This is a genomic window from Agrobacterium tumefaciens str. B6 (assembly GCF_001541315.1).
GTDB classification, from domain to species: Bacteria; Pseudomonadota; Alphaproteobacteria; order Rhizobiales; family Rhizobiaceae; genus Agrobacterium; species Agrobacterium radiobacter.
On record NZ_LMVK01000023.1, the window covers coordinates 490,862 to 506,728 of the forward strand.

Annotated in this window: 12 protein-coding genes and 1 riboswitch; of the genes, 1 reads left to right on the forward strand and 11 read right to left on the reverse strand. The window is 60.2% G+C overall.

Translation table 11 applies throughout. The annotated features are described in order from the left end of the window. Positions 1 to 154: 154 nt before the first annotated feature. The 4 genes from metE to xylF all read right to left on the reverse strand — a co-directional run bounded on the left by metE (position 155) and on the right by xylF (position 6,118). Positions 155 to 2,503, reverse strand: coding sequence for a 5-methyltetrahydropteroyltriglutamate--homocysteine S-methyltransferase (metE, locus tag ASB65_RS18330; RefSeq protein ID WP_060724993.1), 2,349 nt, complete (start codon positions 2,501 to 2,503; stop codon positions 155 to 157). Positions 2,504 to 2,600: 97 nt separating this feature from the next. Beyond that, positions 2,601 to 2,814: riboswitch (cobalamin riboswitch) on the reverse strand. A gap of 69 nt (positions 2,815 to 2,883) precedes the next feature. Beyond that, positions 2,884 to 3,666, reverse strand: coding sequence for an ATP-binding cassette domain-containing protein (locus ASB65_RS18335; protein ID WP_020812931.1), 783 nt, complete (start codon positions 3,664 to 3,666; stop codon positions 2,884 to 2,886). Between the two features lie 18 nt (positions 3,667 to 3,684). Then, positions 3,685 to 4,998 carry a sugar ABC transporter permease gene (locus ASB65_RS18340; RefSeq protein WP_020812930.1) on the reverse strand — a complete coding sequence of 438 codons (1,314 nt, stop codon included), beginning with the start codon at positions 4,996 to 4,998 and terminating at the stop codon, positions 3,685 to 3,687. A 79-nt stretch (positions 4,999 to 5,077) separates the two neighbouring features. Next, positions 5,078 to 6,118 carry a D-xylose ABC transporter substrate-binding protein gene (gene xylF / locus ASB65_RS18345; protein ID WP_060724941.1) on the reverse strand — a complete coding sequence of 347 codons (1,041 nt, stop codon included), beginning with the start codon at positions 6,116 to 6,118 and terminating at the stop codon, positions 5,078 to 5,080. A 241-nt stretch (positions 6,119 to 6,359) separates the two neighbouring features. Between xylF and ASB65_RS18350 the strand changes: the two genes are divergently transcribed. Beyond that, a complete protein-coding gene (locus ASB65_RS18350) occupies positions 6,360 to 7,592 on the forward strand; it encodes an ROK family transcriptional regulator (RefSeq protein WP_060724942.1) in 1,233 nt (410 codons plus the stop codon). Between the two features lie 19 nt (positions 7,593 to 7,611). On the opposite strand, the gene ASB65_RS18355 is transcribed toward ASB65_RS18350, so the two are convergent. The 7 genes from ASB65_RS18355 to yghU form a co-directional block, all read right to left on the reverse strand. Continuing rightward, a complete protein-coding gene (locus ASB65_RS18355) occupies positions 7,612 to 9,156 on the reverse strand; it encodes a glycerol-3-phosphate dehydrogenase (protein ID WP_060724943.1) in 1,545 nt (514 codons plus the stop codon). 163 nt (positions 9,157 to 9,319) lie between these two features. Then, positions 9,320 to 9,736: a methylmalonyl-CoA epimerase gene (gene mce, locus ASB65_RS18360; RefSeq protein ID WP_060724944.1), complete on the reverse strand. Its 417-nt coding sequence runs from the start codon at positions 9,734 to 9,736 to the stop codon at positions 9,320 to 9,322. 13 nt (positions 9,737 to 9,749) lie between these two features. Continuing rightward, on the reverse strand, positions 9,750 to 11,891 hold the full coding sequence (scpA, locus tag ASB65_RS18365) for a methylmalonyl-CoA mutase (RefSeq protein ID WP_060724945.1): 2,142 nt from the start codon (positions 11,889 to 11,891) through the stop codon (positions 9,750 to 9,752). 131 nt (positions 11,892 to 12,022) lie between these two features. Next, on the reverse strand, positions 12,023 to 14,026 hold the full coding sequence (locus tag ASB65_RS18370; RefSeq protein WP_060724946.1) for an acetyl-CoA carboxylase biotin carboxylase subunit: 2,004 nt from the start codon (positions 14,024 to 14,026) through the stop codon (positions 12,023 to 12,025). A gap of 4 nt (positions 14,027 to 14,030) precedes the next feature. Continuing rightward, positions 14,031 to 14,432 (reverse strand): hypothetical protein, encoded by a 402-nt coding sequence (locus tag ASB65_RS18375; RefSeq protein WP_060724947.1) that lies wholly within the window; start codon positions 14,430 to 14,432, stop codon positions 14,031 to 14,033. A gap of 39 nt (positions 14,433 to 14,471) precedes the next feature. Next, positions 14,472 to 14,849: a hypothetical protein gene (locus ASB65_RS18380; RefSeq protein WP_003509581.1), complete on the reverse strand. Its 378-nt coding sequence runs from the start codon at positions 14,847 to 14,849 to the stop codon at positions 14,472 to 14,474. A 104-nt stretch (positions 14,850 to 14,953) separates the two neighbouring features. Beyond that, positions 14,954 to 15,850 (reverse strand): glutathione-dependent disulfide-bond oxidoreductase, encoded by an 897-nt coding sequence (yghU, locus tag ASB65_RS18385; RefSeq protein WP_003509582.1) that lies wholly within the window; start codon positions 15,848 to 15,850, stop codon positions 14,954 to 14,956. Positions 15,851 to 15,867 lie beyond the last annotated feature (17 nt).

Consider the following 15,867-nt stretch of genomic DNA (forward strand, 5'->3'; position numbering starts at 1 on the left):
CGTTTCCGCGCCGGCCTCCAGTCGTGAAAGCTTGGGAACATTCTTGCCTGTCCGGCTGGCTCCATCCAGCCGGAGAGTCATTTGCATATCTTCCTCCACATTTTATTGGCGCAAGCCATGAGTGAGGCCCGGTTTTACCGGGCCTCACTTCATATCAAGGCACCGCGCGGCGAAGCTCGATGGCAGCGGCAACCATGTTGACGAGTGCCGGCCTGACCTCTTCCCACTTGCGGGTCTTCAGGCCGCAATCCGGGTTGATCCAGAGCTGCCGGTCGTCAAGCCGCTCCCGCGCCAGCGCCAGAAGATCGACCATTTCTCCGACATCAGGCACACGCGGCGAGTGGATGTCGTAGACGCCGGGACCGATCTGGTTCGGATATTTGTAAGTCCGAAACGCATCCAGCAACTCCATCTTTGACCGCGAGGTCTCGATGGAGATCACGTCGGCATCCATCGCCGCAATGGCATCGATAATCTGGTTGAATTCGGAATAGCACATATGTGTGTGCACCTGTGTGCGGTCGTCCACGCCGCTGGAGCAAATGCGGAAGCATTCCACCGCCCAGCCGAGATAATCCTGCCAGTCCCGGTGCCGAAGCGGCAGGCCTTCGCGAAGAGCTGCCTCATCGATCTGGATCATCTGTGCCCCGGCCGCCTCGAGATCGTTGACCTCGTCGCGGATGGCGAGCGCGATCTGCCGGCATGTCAGGCTTCTGGCGATATCATCGCGGACAAAGGACCAGTTAAGGATCGTCACCGGTCCGGTCAGCATGCCCTTGACGGGTTTGTCGGTGAGCGATTGGGAATATTCCCACCAGCGGACCGTCATCGGCTTCGGACGCGACACATCACCGAAGATGATGGGCGGACGCACGTAACGCGAGCCGTAACTCTGCACCCACGCATGCTGGGTAAAGGCGAAGCCGGACAGCTGCTCGCCAAAATATTGCACCATGTCATTGCGCTCGAACTCGCCGTGAACAAGCACATCGAGACCGATATCCTCCTGCCAGCGGATGGCCGCTTCCGTTTCTTTCTGCAGGAATGTTTCATACTGCGCATCGCTCAGGGCGCCCTTCGAATGCGCTGATCGGGCCTTGCGCACCTCCGGCGTCTGCGGGAAGGAGCCGATGGTGGTCGTCGGGAAAAGCGGCAGCGCAATGGCTTGCGACTGCAGCTTCTGGCGCTCGGCAAACGGGCTTAGCCGCTTCCTGTCGGCATCGCCGATCGTCGCGATACGCTTTTGCACGGCGGCATCCGTTACCTTAGGCGAGGATGGGCGTGCGGCAACCGCCTTCGAGGCAGCCTCCAGTTCCGGGGTTACAGCGGCCTTGCCCTCACCGAGAGCCTTGCCAAGCGTGGCAATCTCGTCGAGCTTCTGGCTGGCAAAGGAAAGCCAGCTTTTCAGATCGGCATCGAGGCCGGTTTCCAGTTCCAAATCGACCGGAACATGCAGCAGCGAGCAGGACGGCGCAATCTGAAACGCCGCCGCACCGCGTGACGCGATGATGGGTTCCAATCGGGTGACGATTGCGGCGAGATCAGCACGCCAGATGTTACGGCCATCGATGACGCCCAGCGACAGAACGCGATTTTCCGGCAGCGCCTTCAACACCGCCTCCAACGCAGTGGGTGCTCGCAGCAGATCGACATGAAGGCCGGCAACCGGCAGCGCGGTGACGGTTTCGAGATTGTCCTCAAGCCCACCGAAATAGGTGGCGAGCAGGATCTTCAGATCCGGCGCGGCCCTGGACAAAGCCTGATAGGCCACAACCAGCGCATGACGCTCCCCCTCGGAAAGGTCCAGCACGGCGACCGGCTCGTCGATCTGCACCCAGTCTGCGCCTGCCGCGTGCAGGCGGCGCAGCAGCTCTTCATAGACAGGCAGCAGCCTCGCCAGCAGATCAAGCGGCTTGAAAGCAGCTTCACGCGCCTTGGCAAGCTTCAGGAAGGTGACCGGACCGAGAATGACCGGACGCGTATGGATGCCGAGCGCCTTCGCCTCAAGGAAGTGGTCCACCGGCTTTTGCGAGGTCAGTTCGAAATGCTGATCCTCGGAGACCTCCGGCACCATGTAATGATAGTTGGTGTCGAACCATTTGGTCATTTCCAGCGCCGGAACGCCATGACCATGATGCGAATGCCCTTCATGCACATGGCCGCAGCCTGCATGCCCCTCGCTCTGGCTGCCGCGCGCCATGGCGAAATAGGTCGAGAGGGAAACATCTCCACCCGCCCATCCATAGAGGGATGGAACGGCGCCCACCATCACGGCCGTATCGAGGACATGATCGTAGAGGGAAAAATCATTGGAGGGGATGTGGCTAATCCCCTTCTCCTGCTGAAGCACCCAGTTTTCGGCGCGCAGCCTGGCGGCGGTTTCGAGAAGTTCCGTTTCGGAAATCTTTCCGGACCAGAAGCCTTCAAGCGCGAACTTCAATTCGCGATGACGGCCGATCCTCGGGAAACCGAGCGATGCGACTGGAATGGTCTTGTCTGACATTGTCATACCCCATTTGGTTGTGGGGGCATGGGTAAAGCGGACGCGTGCAGGTCCGGCTTGCCGAACCATTGCAGCAACCACCGGGACACCCCGCCCGTGGACGTTATTTTGTCCTGGCAGGTCTCCTGGCTTACGGGTCGCCGCCTTTGTCCGTCTTCCCGGAGTTCACCCCAGTGACGTCTTGGACAAAGGCTCGCCGCTTACAGTTGCGGGGGCAGCTCCGGTCTTGCCGATCGTCGGCGCACCGGATTCCCTCTTAGCTCCGGGATTGAAATAATCAGGCCCGGAGAACCATGACACCCGCATTTCTCACTACGGGTGTCACAATGTCAATAGACATAAAGAAATCTTTATATCTTTATTTCATTTAAAGGCAGGTATCAGGAGACGACCGCGCCCGGGCCCGCAACAGCGCCAGACGGCACCTTGCCCAGAATGATCATGCCGAGAACCTCGTCCTTCGTCACATCTTCCGTGCGGGCATGGCCGACCACCTTGCCGTTCTTCATCACGAATACCCTGTCCGCCAAGTCGAAGACGTCATGGATATCGTGGCTGATGAGGAAGATGCCGATGCCCTGCCGTTTCAGCTCCTTGACGAGATCACCGACCTGCGCGGTTTCCTGCGGCCCGAGCGCCGCCGTCGGTTCGTCCATGATGAGGATGCGGGCATCGAATAGAATGGCGCGGGCGATGGCGACGGACTGCCGCTGGCCGCCGGACAGTGCCTTCACCGGCTCCTTGAACCGCCGGAAATTGGGGTTGAGACGTCCCATCACCTCGCGGGCCGAAGCCTCCATGGCGACATCATCAAGCGTGCCCCATTTCGTCTTCAGCTCGCGGCCGAGATAAAGATTGGCCGCCGCATCGACATTATCCGCCACCGCCAGCGTCTGGTAGATGGTTTCAATGCCGTATTTCTTGGCGTCGCGGGGATTGCGGATATCCGCATCCTCGCCATTGATGAGGATTTCGCCCTCATCCCGCCGGTAGGCGCCGGACAATATCTTGATGAGCGTCGATTTGCCCGCGCCATTGTGGCCGAGAAGGGCGACCACCTCACCGGGGAAAAGATCGACTGAGGCGTTTTCCACCGCATGGATACCGCCGAAGGAAATGGAAATATTGCGCATTTCCACGAGGGGCGTGACTTGTTCCGTCATTGGGATTCTCCTCGGTTCTTACTTGGCGCGGGCGCGGTAGATGGTGTCGAGCCAGACGGCGACGACCAGAACCACACCGACGACGATGCGCTGGAAGGGCGTGTCGATGCCCACCAGCACCATGCCGGATTGCAGCGATTGCATGACGAGCGCGCCGAGCATCGCGCCCGCTATGGTGCCGACGCCGCCGGCGAGCGAGGTGCCGCCAATGACCGCCGCCGCGATCGTATAAAGTTCGTCCAGTTCACCCTGGGCGTTGGTTGCCGCGTTGAGGCGGGCTGTCGAAATCGCCGCTGCGATGGCGCACAGAACACCCATCAGCGTGAATATCTTCACCGTGACCCAGCGGGTCTTGATGCCGGCGAGTTCGGCTGCTTCCGGGTTACCGCCGATGGCGAATACATAACGTCCGAAGCGCAGCCGCGTGGCGATGAAGGTCATCACTGCACCAACGGCGAGCGCTATCAGCACCGGAATGGCGATGCCGTGCGGAATGAACAGGCCGCCGTCCGGCCAGGTGATGCCATTGGCATCGGCATAATTGCGGGCGATGTTGATCGGCCAGGGATAGCTGTTGACGACAGCCACAAAACCGATGACGACGAAGCAGCCGAGTGCCACCAGGAAATATTCCGCCCAGACCGGCCGCAGTGGAAAGCCGAAACGGCGGCGCTGGTGACGGGAATTGAGGATTGCCGCAACGATGGCGACGCAGGCAACGATAGCGGCGATCCAGCTCCATGTCGCGCCGATCGAGCCGCTGGTGCCGCCGCCCATCAGGCGGAAGGTGGAATCCATAGGCGCCACGGTGCGACCGCTGGTGACGAACCAGGTGCCGCCGCGCCAGACCAGCAGACCGCCGAGCGTGACGATGAAGGACGGCACATTCAGGAAGGCGATGATAGAGCCCTGCAGCATGCCGATGGCGCCGCCGACGAGAATGCCGACCAGAAGCGTGACGATCCATGTCGCCCAATGTTCGAAGCCGAGTATCTGCGGCAGGATCTCCGCTTGCGTGACACCCATGATCATGCCGGAAAAACCGAGGATCGACCCGACCGACAGGTCGATATTGCGGGTGACGATGACGAGCACCATACCGGTCGCCATGACAGCCACGGACGCGGTCTGCACGGAAAGGTTCCAGAGGTTTCGCGGCGTCAGGAACAGGCCGCCGGACAGGATATGAAATCCGATCCAGATCAGAAGAAGCGCGCCGACCATGCCGAGCAGGCGGGTATCAAGCTCCGTTGCGCTGATGAAGCGCGCGATGGAGCCTGTCTTTTCCGTCTTGGCGGACGCTGGGGAATTGGATTGGGTCATATCGGCCATGAACTGCCGGTGCTCCTCACATCTTAAAAGGCGCTGCGCCATGAACCATGGCGCAGCGCCCGAACCGGGACATAGTCGATCAGTTGCAGGCCTTGACGGATCCGGCCTTCACACCCTGGCAGGCCGTTTCCTTCTTGATCCAGCCAGCATCGATCACGACGTTCAGATTGTCCTTGGTGATGGCGATCGGCTTGAGGAAGACCGACTGCATCGTGACCTTCTTCGGGCCGCCATCAAAGGCGGTAACGCCCTTGATTTCCGTCATCTTCTTGCCACCAGCAAGCGCGAGCGCAATACCGGCCGCTTCCTTGCCGAGTTCACGGCTGTCTTTCCAGACGGATACCGTCTGCGTGCCGAGTGCGACGCGGTTAAGCGCGGCGAAGTCTGCATCCTGACCGGACACGGGAACCGAGCCCGCCATGCCCTGCGCGGCAAGAGCAGCGATTGCGCCACCGGCCGTGCCGTCGTTCGACGCGACAACAGCATCGACCTTGTTGTTATTCTTGGTCAGGAACTGTTCCATGTTCTTCTGGGCATTTTCCGGCTTCCAGCCATCGGTATAGGCTTCGCCGACATTCTTGATCTTGCCCCCGTCGATGGCGGCCTTCAGCACTTCCTGCTGGCCGGCGAACAGGAAGTCCGCGTTCGGATCGGAGGACGAGCCCTTGATGAAGACATAGTTGCCTTCCGGCTTCACCTTGAAGACTTCGGCAGCCTGAAGACGACCGACTTCCTTGTTGTCGAAGGTAATGTAGAAGGCGTTCTTGTTTTCGATCAGGCGGTCGTAACCAACGACCGGAATACCCTCGGCAACGGCCTTTTCAACGGCCGGGCCAATCGCGTCGCTGTCCTGCGCCAGGATGATCAGCGCGTTGGCGCCCTGGGAAATCAGCGATTCCACGTCGGTCAGCTGCTTTGCGGCGGACGACTGCGCATCGGCGGAAATGTACTTCGCGCCGGCCTTGTCGAGAGCGGACTTGATGGCCGCCTCATCCGTCTTCCAGCGTTCTTCCTGGAAATTCGACCAGGAAACGCCAACGACGAGATCAGCCGCAATAGCGGCAGTATGCAGGGAAACGAGTACGGCCGGACCCGCCAAAAGCTTGGCAAAAGAATTCATGATGTCCTCCCGGTAAGGGCGAAGCCTGCACCTCCATGCAGGAAAAACGCCCGGAAAAAGCTGCCGGTCTCTGTGATTTCACAATTTTCTCGACAGTCGAGAAAATTAATGTCAGAGATTCCCCATGCTGTCAACAACGGCTGCGGGCAGCATCCGGGTGCCTTGATCTTGCTTTCGGCATGCGCCATCAGAGGGATCAGCACGACAGGAAAAAAGCCGTTCAGGGAGCATGCCCCAGCCCATGTCCGCCATTGCAAGCACGGAACTGGTGCGCCAGAAAAACAGCCTGTCGGTGATGGCGGCACTGCGTCTGCACGGCAGTCTTTCCCATACCGACATGTCGACTTTCACCGGGCTTGCCTCCGCAACCGTTTCCGCCATCACCATGGAACTCGAACGTGCGGGGCTCATTCTCAGGAAAGAACAGCTTGCCACTGCCGGCCGCGGGCGGCCGCGTATCCTCTTCGCGCCAAGCGGCGACTTCTGCTACGTTGCGATCGTCATCATCTCCTCCGACAGCGTGCAATATTCGCTCGTCGATTATGCCGGCAAGCTGGTGGACCGCTTTACCGAGCAGAGGATCACGGCTGAAAAAGGCTCGTTCGGAGGTTCGATATTGGCGGGCCTTGCGAGACTTGCGGACCGTTCCCGCATCAACCGCCACGACATTCTTCAGGTCTCGATCAGCAGCAAGGGCCTCGTGGATGCGGCAACGGCTGTACTCGTGTGGTCGCCAGTCCTCGGTAACGAAAAGATAGATTTCCAGCAGCTTATTTCGCAAGACGGCCGCACCCGCGTGACGCTGAACAACGAGACGCTGCTGGCCGCAAAAGCCATTTGGATGCGGGAGCACGCAAGGGAAACCCCGGCGCCGGAAGCGCTCGTCACCCTGTCGCTCGGCCACAGCATCGGCCTTGGCATTGCCCGCGCAACGGGCGGCGCAATCGAAGTCAGCGCCCCCAATTTCGGTCATATGCTGCATCTGGCCGATGGTGCGCTCTGCCGTTGCGGCACCAGGGGCTGCATTGAGGCCTATTCCGGCTTCTACGCCATCCTGCGGTCGGCTTTCGAGGCACCACCGCAGGCGGAACCGGCAAAATTCGTGCCGATCGCCGAGGTGGACAAGATCGCCGCTTCGGCTCGCGCCGGGGGCCGAATGGCGCGGTTTGCCTTCCGCACCGCCGGCCTCGCGCTCGGTAACGGCCTTTCACGCCTCTTCAGCCTGCATGGGCATATGCCGGTTTTCATTATCGGTCCCGGCACGCGTTATTTCGATCTTCTGGAAAGCGGCCTGCATGATGGACTTGCACAGTCACAGGCGGTGCGTTTCGGCGGCATGCCGAAAATCGCAATCGCCCCTCACGAGCCGGAGCTGGTGTTCGAAGGGCATATGGAACACGCCCTTTCCGCTGCCGACGACTACATCTTGAGCGCCGACGGGCCCGAGAGACCGCTGAGGAGTTCAGGGAATTGACGGAAAACCTGACGGAAGCTCAGGCCTGCTCCGCCACGGCTTCGGTCTTTTGTTTACCGCCTGTCAGCATGGCCACGAATTCATCGAGACCGGCGGCCTCGTCCTTGCTCAGGCGCAGGCCCTGTTTCGTGCGGCGCCAGAGAATGTCCTCGGCCGCAAAGGCCCATTCGTGCTCAACCAGCCAGCGCACTTCGCATTCGTAAAGCGTGCCGCCAAAATGCCGGCCGAGGCTGGACACGTCGGTGGCGCTGCCCAACAGTTCTGCAGCCTTCGTGCCGTAATTTCTGACAAGCCGCTCGGCGTGGCGTCCATCAAGGAAAGGATATCGGGAGACGAGCGCCCGAACCTGCACCTCATATCTTTCCGCGCCGAAATCGCCGCCCGGCAGGTGGGAGCCCGCCGTCCACGGCTTGCCCTTTTCGCCGATCGCCGCGCCGATCTTTTCCAGCGCATGTTCCGCCAGCCGCCGATAGGTGGTGAGCTTGCCGCCGAAAATATTGAGGAGTGGAGCCTCGCCTTCGGCCTCTTCAACCTTCAGCACGTAATCGCGTGTGGCTTCCTGCGCTTTCGAAGCGCCGTCATCAAAGAGCGGCCGCACGCCGGAATAGGTCCAGACGATGTCTTCCGGCCGAACCGGCTCGCTGAAATAGTCGCTCGCCGCGTTGCAGAGATAGGAAATCTCTTCCTCGGAAATGCGAACCTTGGCCGGATCACCCTTATAGTCACGGTCGGTGGTGCCGATCAGCGTGAAATCCCGCTCATAGGGAATGGCGAAGATGATGCGGTTATCAGGGTTCTGGAAGAAATAGGCGCGCGGATCGGAAAACTTCTTGCGCACGATAATATGGCTGCCCTGCACGAGCCGGACATTGTGAACATCCTTGCGGCCGAAGACGCCGGAAAGCACCGTGTCCACCCAGGGACCGGCAGCGTTGACCAGCATGCGCGCTTTATGCGTGGCCGAACGACCGGTTTTTTCGTCCAGCGTCTCGATGCGCCACAGCCCGCCTTCGCGCCGTGCGGAAACGACCCGCGTGCGGTTCATGATCGTCGCGCCGCGATCCGCCGCATCGCGCGCGTTGAGAACCACGAAACGGGCATCATCCACCCAGCCGTCGGAATATTCGAAAGCCCTGGCAAAAGCCGGCTTCAGAGGCTTGCCCGCCGGGTCCTTGCGAAGATCGAGCGTACGGGTCGCCGGCAAAAGTTTGCGGCCGCCGAGATTGTCATAAAGAAACAGGCCGAGCCGGACCATCCAGGCCGGGCGTACTCCGCCCTTCTGAATGGGCAGAACGAAACGCATGGGCCAGATGACATGCGGCGCCATGGCCCATAGGATCTCGCGTTCCATCAGCGCTTCGCGCACCAAACGAAACTCGTAATGTTCGAGATAACGCAAGCCGCCATGAATGAGTTTGGTGGCCGCCGAAGACGTGCCGGAGGCAAAATCGCCCTTTTCCGCAAGCGCCACGGAATAACCCCTGCCCACGGCATCGCGGGCAATGCCGCAGCCATTGACGCCGCCACCGATGACAAAAAGATCAAAAATGTTTTCGCCGGACATGAAGCCTCCGCGACAATGCAGGGGAGAAACCCCTTATGGAAAGACAATTATATAAAAACGAAAACGAAACGAATGTCAAAAGAAAACAAACGAACCATATAAACGCAAATGAAAGCGCCGTGAGCGGTGCGTCACAACGTCAGTCTCCTAGGAGATTTATGTTTCAGCCGTGTGTCTGAGAAACCTGCTCAAGCTCATAGAGCACGCCGCCCATATCCTTCGGGTGCAGGAAAAGAACAGGATTGCCATGCGCGCCGATCTTCGGCTTGCCATCGCCCAGAATTCGAGCGCCCTTCTTGATGAGATCATCACGAGCCGCGTCAATATCCGGCACCTCAAAACAGAGATGGTGCGTCCCGCCGCCCGGATTTCTTTCGAGAAAGGCGGCAATCGGCGAATTTTCTCCGAGGGGGTGAAGGAGTTCGATCTTGGTATTCTCAGCCTGAATGAAAACCACCGTCACGCCGTGTTCAGGCAGGGATTGCGGCTCGGAGACATCTGCGCCAAGCGCCCTGTATCGGGCAATGGCGGCTTCGAGATCGGGCACCGCGATGGCGACGTGATTCAATCTTCCGAACATGGCCATCTTCCCCTCACACGTTCCGCCTGACGCCTTCGAGCAGGTCGAGAACCTTGTTGGCCGCGTCCATGACATTGGTGCCGGGTCCGAAGATCGCCGAAACCCCGTGGTCGAGCAGGAACTGGTAATCCTGCCGCGGGATGACGCCGCCGACCACGACGATGATGTCTTCCGCACCCTTCTGTTTCAGCGCCTCGACCAGCTGCGGCGCAAGCGTCTTATGACCGGCGGCGAGCGACGACATGCCGACCACATGAACCCTGTTCTGAACGGCGAGATCCGCCGCTTCAACGGGAGTCTGGAACAAGGGGCCGGCCAGCACATCAAAACCGATATCGCCAAAGGCCGAAGCAATGACCTTCGCGCCGCGATCATGCCCATCCTGCCCGAGCTTGGCGACCATGATGCGCGGTTTGGTGCCGATCCGTTCGGCAACACCGGAGAGGCGGGCGGCGAGCGTGGCGAGTTCCGGCTCATCCTTATAGGCCTCGCCGTAGATATCACTCCCCCCCTCCGGCACGGCGGCATGGTCACCGAAGACCGCACGCAGTGCATCGGAAATCTCTCCCACTGTGGCGCGGGCGCGGGCGGCGACAACCGCAGCTTCGAGAATATTGCCCTTGCCGCTGCGGGCGATCTCGGAAAGTGCTGCCAAGGCGGAGGTCACGTCCTTGCCATCGCGGCGACGGCGCGTCTCCTCAATGCGGCGGATTTGCGCGACGCGAACGGCGGCATTGTCGATATCGAGAACATCGATATCTTCCTCGTTTTCGAGACGGTAACGGTTGACGCCGACGATGACCTCCTCGCCCTTGTCCACCGCCGCCTGGCGGCGCGTTGCCGCCTCTTCGATCAGCCGTTTCGGCAGGCCTTCCGCCACCGCCCTGGTCATGCCGCCAAGCGCCTCCACCTCCTCGATCAATGCCCAGGCTTTCTCAGCCAGTTCATCGGTCAGGCTCTCGACATAATAGGAACCGGCCAGGGGATCGACGACCTTGGTAACGCCTGTTTCATGCTGGAGGATAAGCTGGGTATTGCGGGCGATGCGGGCGGAAAACTCTGTCGGCAGGGCAATCGCCTCATCGAAGGAATTGGTGTGTAGCGACTGCGTGCCGCCAAGCACGGCGGACATGGCCTCAAACGCGGTGCGGACGATGTTGTTATAGGGGTCCTGCTCCTGCAGCGAGACGCCAGAAGTCTGGCAATGGGTGCGTAGCATCAGCGACGAGGCCTTCTGCGGTTTGAATTCTTCCATGATGCGTGACCAGAGCAGGCGCGCGGCGCGCAGCTTCGCCGCCTCCATGAAGAAATTCATGCCGATGGCGAAAAAGAACGACAGGCGCCCGGCGAAATCATCGACATTCAGCCCCTTGGCCAGCGCCGCGCGCACATATTCGCGGCCATCCGCCAGCGTGAAAGCAAGCTCCTGCACCAGCGTCGCGCCCGCCTCCTGCATGTGGTAACCGGAAATGGAGATGGAGTTGAATTTCGGCATCTCCTTCGCCGTATATTCGATGATGTCGGCAATGATCCGCATCGAGGGTTCGGGCGGATAGATATAGGTGTTGCGGACCATGAACTCCTTGAGGATGTCGTTCTGGATGGTGCCGGAAAGGGCGGCGCGGGGAACGCCCTGTTCTTCGCCCGCCACGATGAAACTGGCGAGCACGGGAATGACCGCGCCGTTCATGGTCATGGACACCGAGACTTTTTCGAGCGGGATGCCGTCGAACAGGATTTTCATGTCCTCGACGCTGTCGATCGCCACACCAGCCTTACCGACATCGCCCTCCACGCGCGGGTGATCGCTGTCATAACCGCGATGGGTGGCGAGGTCGAAAGCCACGGAAACACCCTGCTGGCCGGCGGCGAGCGCCTTGCGGTAAAAGGCATTCGAGGCTTCGGCCGTGGAAAAACCGGCATATTGGCGGATGGTCCAGGGCCGCCCGGCATACATGGTGGCGCGCGGGCCGCGCGTGAAAGGCGCAAAGCCCGGCAGGCTATCAAGATGAGAAATCTTCTGCAGATCGTCAGCCGTATAGAGCGGCTTGACCTCGATGCCCTCAGGCGTGTGCCAGACGAGTATGTCCGGTGAGCGCTTTAGCTCTTTTTCGGCAAGGTGAAGCCAAGCCCGCACCGTTTTTTCACCCGACATGCATCTCTCCCCTTCTGCATTTCATTCTAGCACTGTGGCCGGTGATCGTGACGAAAATCGAACGGCCGCCCGCAGGCCCGACCCCGTAAACCGCTCCGGCCCGCATCCGTTCCGGAAAACGGCAGCGGCTATCACTCGAATTCGAGAATGACTTCGTCCACCGCGAGGCTGTCGCCCGGTTTTGCCGCCACCCTGGCAACCCGACCGCGTTTTTCCGCGCGCAGGATGTTTTCCATCTTCATGGCCTCCACCGTCGCCAGCGCCTGCCCGGCCTCCACCTCGTCGCCTTCGCCCACCGAAATACCGGTGATGACACCAGGCATGGGGCAGAGCAGCAGTTTCGATGTATCCGGCGGCAGTTTTTCCGGCATCAGCAGCGCCAGTTCCGCCACGCGCGGGCTGCGCACGCGGGCAAGAATATCCATGCCGCCCCAGCGCAGGCGAACCGCCGCGCCGGCAAGATCAACCTTGGCGGCGATAACTTCGCCCGCCACCGTGAACAGACCCAGACTCTGGCCCGGAAGCCAGCCGGTATCGATGGCCAAAGCCGCCCCGTCCTCAAAGCGGACCACCGTGCCATCCGGACCGGTTTCAACGCTGACCCTTTGGTGCAATGCGCCAAATGAAACCACCCAGTCATGGCCGACAATGCGGCGGTGATTACCGATGGTGCCGGAAATTTCGACCGCGCGGTTCTGTACGCGCTGGTTGATGATGGCGGCAATGGTGGAAAGCTTACGCGCCGCGGCTTCATCCGGCTCGACGCCGGAAAACCCTTCCGGAAATTCTTCCGCGATAAAGCCCGTCGTGAGCCTTCCGGCCCGGAACCGCTCATGCTGCATGACGGCCGACAGGAAGGGCAGATTGTGGCCGATGCCCTCCACCTCGAAACGGTCAAGCGCCTGCCCCATGGCGTCGATGGCCGTTTCGCGATCCTGGCCCCAGCTGCACAGTTTGGCGATCATCGGATCGTAATACATCGAGATTTCGCCGCCTTCGAAGACGCCGGTATCGTTGCGGATGACCGTTCCGTTCTCCTGCGCACCTTCCCGCGGTGGTCGATAGCGCGTCAGCCGGCCAATGGAAGGCAGGAAGTTGCGATAGGGGTCTTCGGCATAAAGCCGGCTTTCAATCGCCCAGCCATTCAGTTTCACATCCGCCTGTGCGAAGGAAAGCCTTTCACCTGATGCCACACGGATCATCTGCTCGACCAGATCGATGCCGGTAACAAGCTCCGTCACCGGATGTTCCACCTGCAGGCGAGTGTTCATTTCCAGAAAGTAGAAATTCCTCTCGCCATCGACGATGAATTCCACCGTGCCGGCCGAATGGTAACCGACCGCCCTTGCCAGCGCCACGGCCTGCTCGCCCATGGCCTTGCGGGTCGCTTCATCCAGAAAGGGTGACGGCGCTTCTTCGATGACCTTCTGGTTGCGGCGCTGGATCGAGCATTCGCGCTCACCGAGATAGAGGATGGTGCCGTGCTTGTCGCCCAGCACCTGAATTTCGATGTGGCGCGGCTGGGTGACGAATTTCTCGATGAAGATGCGGTCGTCACCAAAGGAGGATTTCGCCTCGTTTTTCGAGGACTGAAACCCCTCGCGCGCCTCGGTATCGTTGAAGGCGATGCGCATGCCCTTGCCGCCGCCGCCGGCGGACGCCTTGATCATGACCGGATAACCGATCTGGGAGGCGATCCTTACCGCCTCATCCGCATCCTCGATCAGCCCCATATGGCCGGGGACGGTGGAAACGCCCGCTTTTGCGGCCAATTTCTTCGAGGTGATCTTGTCGCCCATGGCCTTGATGGCGCCAACAGGCGGGCCGATGAAGGCGACACCCGCCTTTTCCAGAGCCTCAGCGAAGGCAGCATTTTCCGACAGGAAGCCGTAACCGGGATGGACAGCATCTGCCCCGGTCTTCGCGATTGCCTCGAGAATCTTGTCAATGACGATATAGGACTGCGACGAGGGAGCCGGGCCGATATGAACGGCTTCATCCGCTTGTCTCACATGCAGCGCATTGGCATCCGCATCCGAATAGACCGCGACAGTGGCGATGCCCATCTTCTTCGCGGTCTTGATCACACGGCAGGCGATCTCGCCACGATTGGCGATGAGGATTTTCTTGATCATGCGGTTATTCTCCCCTCGCATCGTCATCATCGTCGCGGAATTTCTTTTCATAGGGCATCATCAGGATCGCCGAGGCGGTGGCCGCCGCGCCGAACAGGGACGCGATGGGCACGACCACCAGCAATACCGGCACAACCGGATTTGCGGCGCGACCGATGCGCGCGCCCAAACCGCCAATGTCGAGAAAAATCAGCGCTGCACCGACGCAGACGCCGATCAGCACGCCGACCGCCGCATTGAACGCCATGAAACGCAGCATCTGCCGGTGATCGAGCCGGGCAGCTTCCGGCGTCATCTTTGGCTTTGGATCACGACTGCCCGATGCTCTGCCCGCGTTACCGCCGCGACCTTGCCTCACCCAGCGTCGCAGCCATTGCAGGTCCATATGGAGTATGTCGACAATCATGTTCCTCCTCCCCCTCAGGAAAAATGCCGTCGCCTGCCCTCAGATCTCGAAAAAATTCTCGAATGATTCCGGGAAATTCTGCCGGGCAACGCGCTCGTCAATCACCAGCATCGCCTGATAGGAAAGCGGATCGAAATTCTTTTCCGCAGGTATGACCTCACGGCCGAAAAGCAGGTTGAGGCGGGCGGCGTCGAGATTGCCGCGCTCGAAGGGCTCGGCACCAAAATGGTGCCAGAGCGAGTGCAGGAAGGCGGCATCGATGCGATGCTCCTTGGTGTCGTTGCGCGCCCGGCGGGGTATCATCTTGATCGGTGTTACCCCTTTGGGGTTGGCGCGACGGATGGTGAACTGGACGCCCGTGCTCGGCATGCCGGAGGGAAATCCCTTGTGTTTGGTCATTTCGGGCAGGTTCGCCATCTTTAGTCCTTCCAGAACATTTCCAGTAAAAGCGGAATCGCTTTTACGTCCGGAAATGCGTCAATTCAAATAGTTAGAGCGCTTTTAGCGCTCTAATCTTTTCGTTATGCCTTGCCGATCCTGTCCTCAGTCTTCGTTTCGAAGTCGGAGGCATCGTGGCGTTCATGCAATTGTTCGGACGGATCGCCCGAGGTTTTGTTGACGATCACACCGCGCTTGACCGCCGGGCGCTCGCCGATTTCGAGCGTCCAGCGCATGACGTTCTTATAGCTGTCCGCTTCAAGGAACGCACCGGCATCGCCATAGGCCTGACCGAGCGCGATCTTGCCATACCACGGCCAGACGGCCATATCGGCGATCGTATATTCCGAACCGGCGAGATAACGGTTGTCGGCGAGGTGCCGGTCCAGCACGTCGAGCTGGCGTTTGACCTCCATGGCGTAACGGTCGATCGCATATTTGATCTTCACCGGCGCATAGGCGTAGAAATGGCCGAAACCGCCGCCGAGGAAGGGGGCGGAGCCCATCTGCCAGAACAGCCAGTTCAGCGCCTGCGTGCGGGCATTGCCCTCCTTCGGCAGGAAGGCGCCGAATTTTTCCGCGAGATAAACGAGAATGGAGCCGCTTTCGAAAACACGCGTGGGCTCAGGGGTCGAATGATCCATCAGCGCCGGGATCTTGGAATTCGGATTGACGCCGACGAAACCGGAACCGAACTGGTCGCCTTCACCGATCTTGATCAGCCACGCATCATAATCTGCGCCCTTGTGGCCGGCAGCCAGCAATTCTTCCAGCATGATGGTGACCTTCTGGCCGTTCGGCGTCGCCAGCGAATAAAGCTGCAGCGGGTGCTTGCCGACAGGCAGTTCCTTTTCATGGGTGGGACCGGCGATTGGACGGTTGATATTGGCGAACTGGCCGCCATTGCCCTTATCCCAGGTCCAGACCTTGGGCACTTCATATCCGGCGGGGAAATTATCTGCGGAGGAATTTTCGGCCATGAAAAACTGTCCTTGTG

Bases quoted from the DNA above. Each gene is read 5' to 3' on its own strand.
- metE (WP_060724993.1), bottom strand. From the start codon at position 2,503: ATGTCAGACAAGACCATTCCAGTCGCATCGCTCGGTTTCCCGAGGATC.
- ASB65_RS18335 (WP_020812931.1), bottom strand. From the start codon at position 3,666: ATGACGGAACAAGTCACGCCCCTCGTGGAAATGCGCAATATTTCCATT.
- ASB65_RS18340 (WP_020812930.1), bottom strand. From the start codon at position 4,998: ATGGCCGATATGACCCAATCCAATTCCCCAGCGTCCGCCAAGACGGAA.
- xylF (WP_060724941.1), bottom strand. From the start codon at position 6,118: ATGAATTCTTTTGCCAAGCTTTTGGCGGGTCCGGCCGTACTCGTTTCC.
- ASB65_RS18350 (WP_060724942.1), top strand. From the start codon at position 6,360: ATGTCCGCCATTGCAAGCACGGAACTGGTGCGCCAGAAAAACAGCCTG.
- ASB65_RS18355 (WP_060724943.1), bottom strand. From the start codon at position 9,156: ATGTCCGGCGAAAACATTTTTGATCTTTTTGTCATCGGTGGCGGCGTC.
- mce (WP_060724944.1), bottom strand. From the start codon at position 9,736: ATGTTCGGAAGATTGAATCACGTCGCCATCGCGGTGCCCGATCTCGAA.
- scpA (WP_060724945.1), bottom strand. From the start codon at position 11,891: ATGTCGGGTGAAAAAACGGTGCGGGCTTGGCTTCACCTTGCCGAAAAA.
- ASB65_RS18370 (WP_060724946.1), bottom strand. From the start codon at position 14,026: ATGATCAAGAAAATCCTCATCGCCAATCGTGGCGAGATCGCCTGCCGT.
- ASB65_RS18375 (WP_060724947.1), bottom strand. From the start codon at position 14,432: ATGATTGTCGACATACTCCATATGGACCTGCAATGGCTGCGACGCTGG.
- ASB65_RS18380 (WP_003509581.1), bottom strand. From the start codon at position 14,849: ATGGCGAACCTGCCCGAAATGACCAAACACAAGGGATTTCCCTCCGGC.
- yghU (WP_003509582.1), bottom strand. From the start codon at position 15,850: ATGGCCGAAAATTCCTCCGCAGATAATTTCCCCGCCGGATATGAAGTG.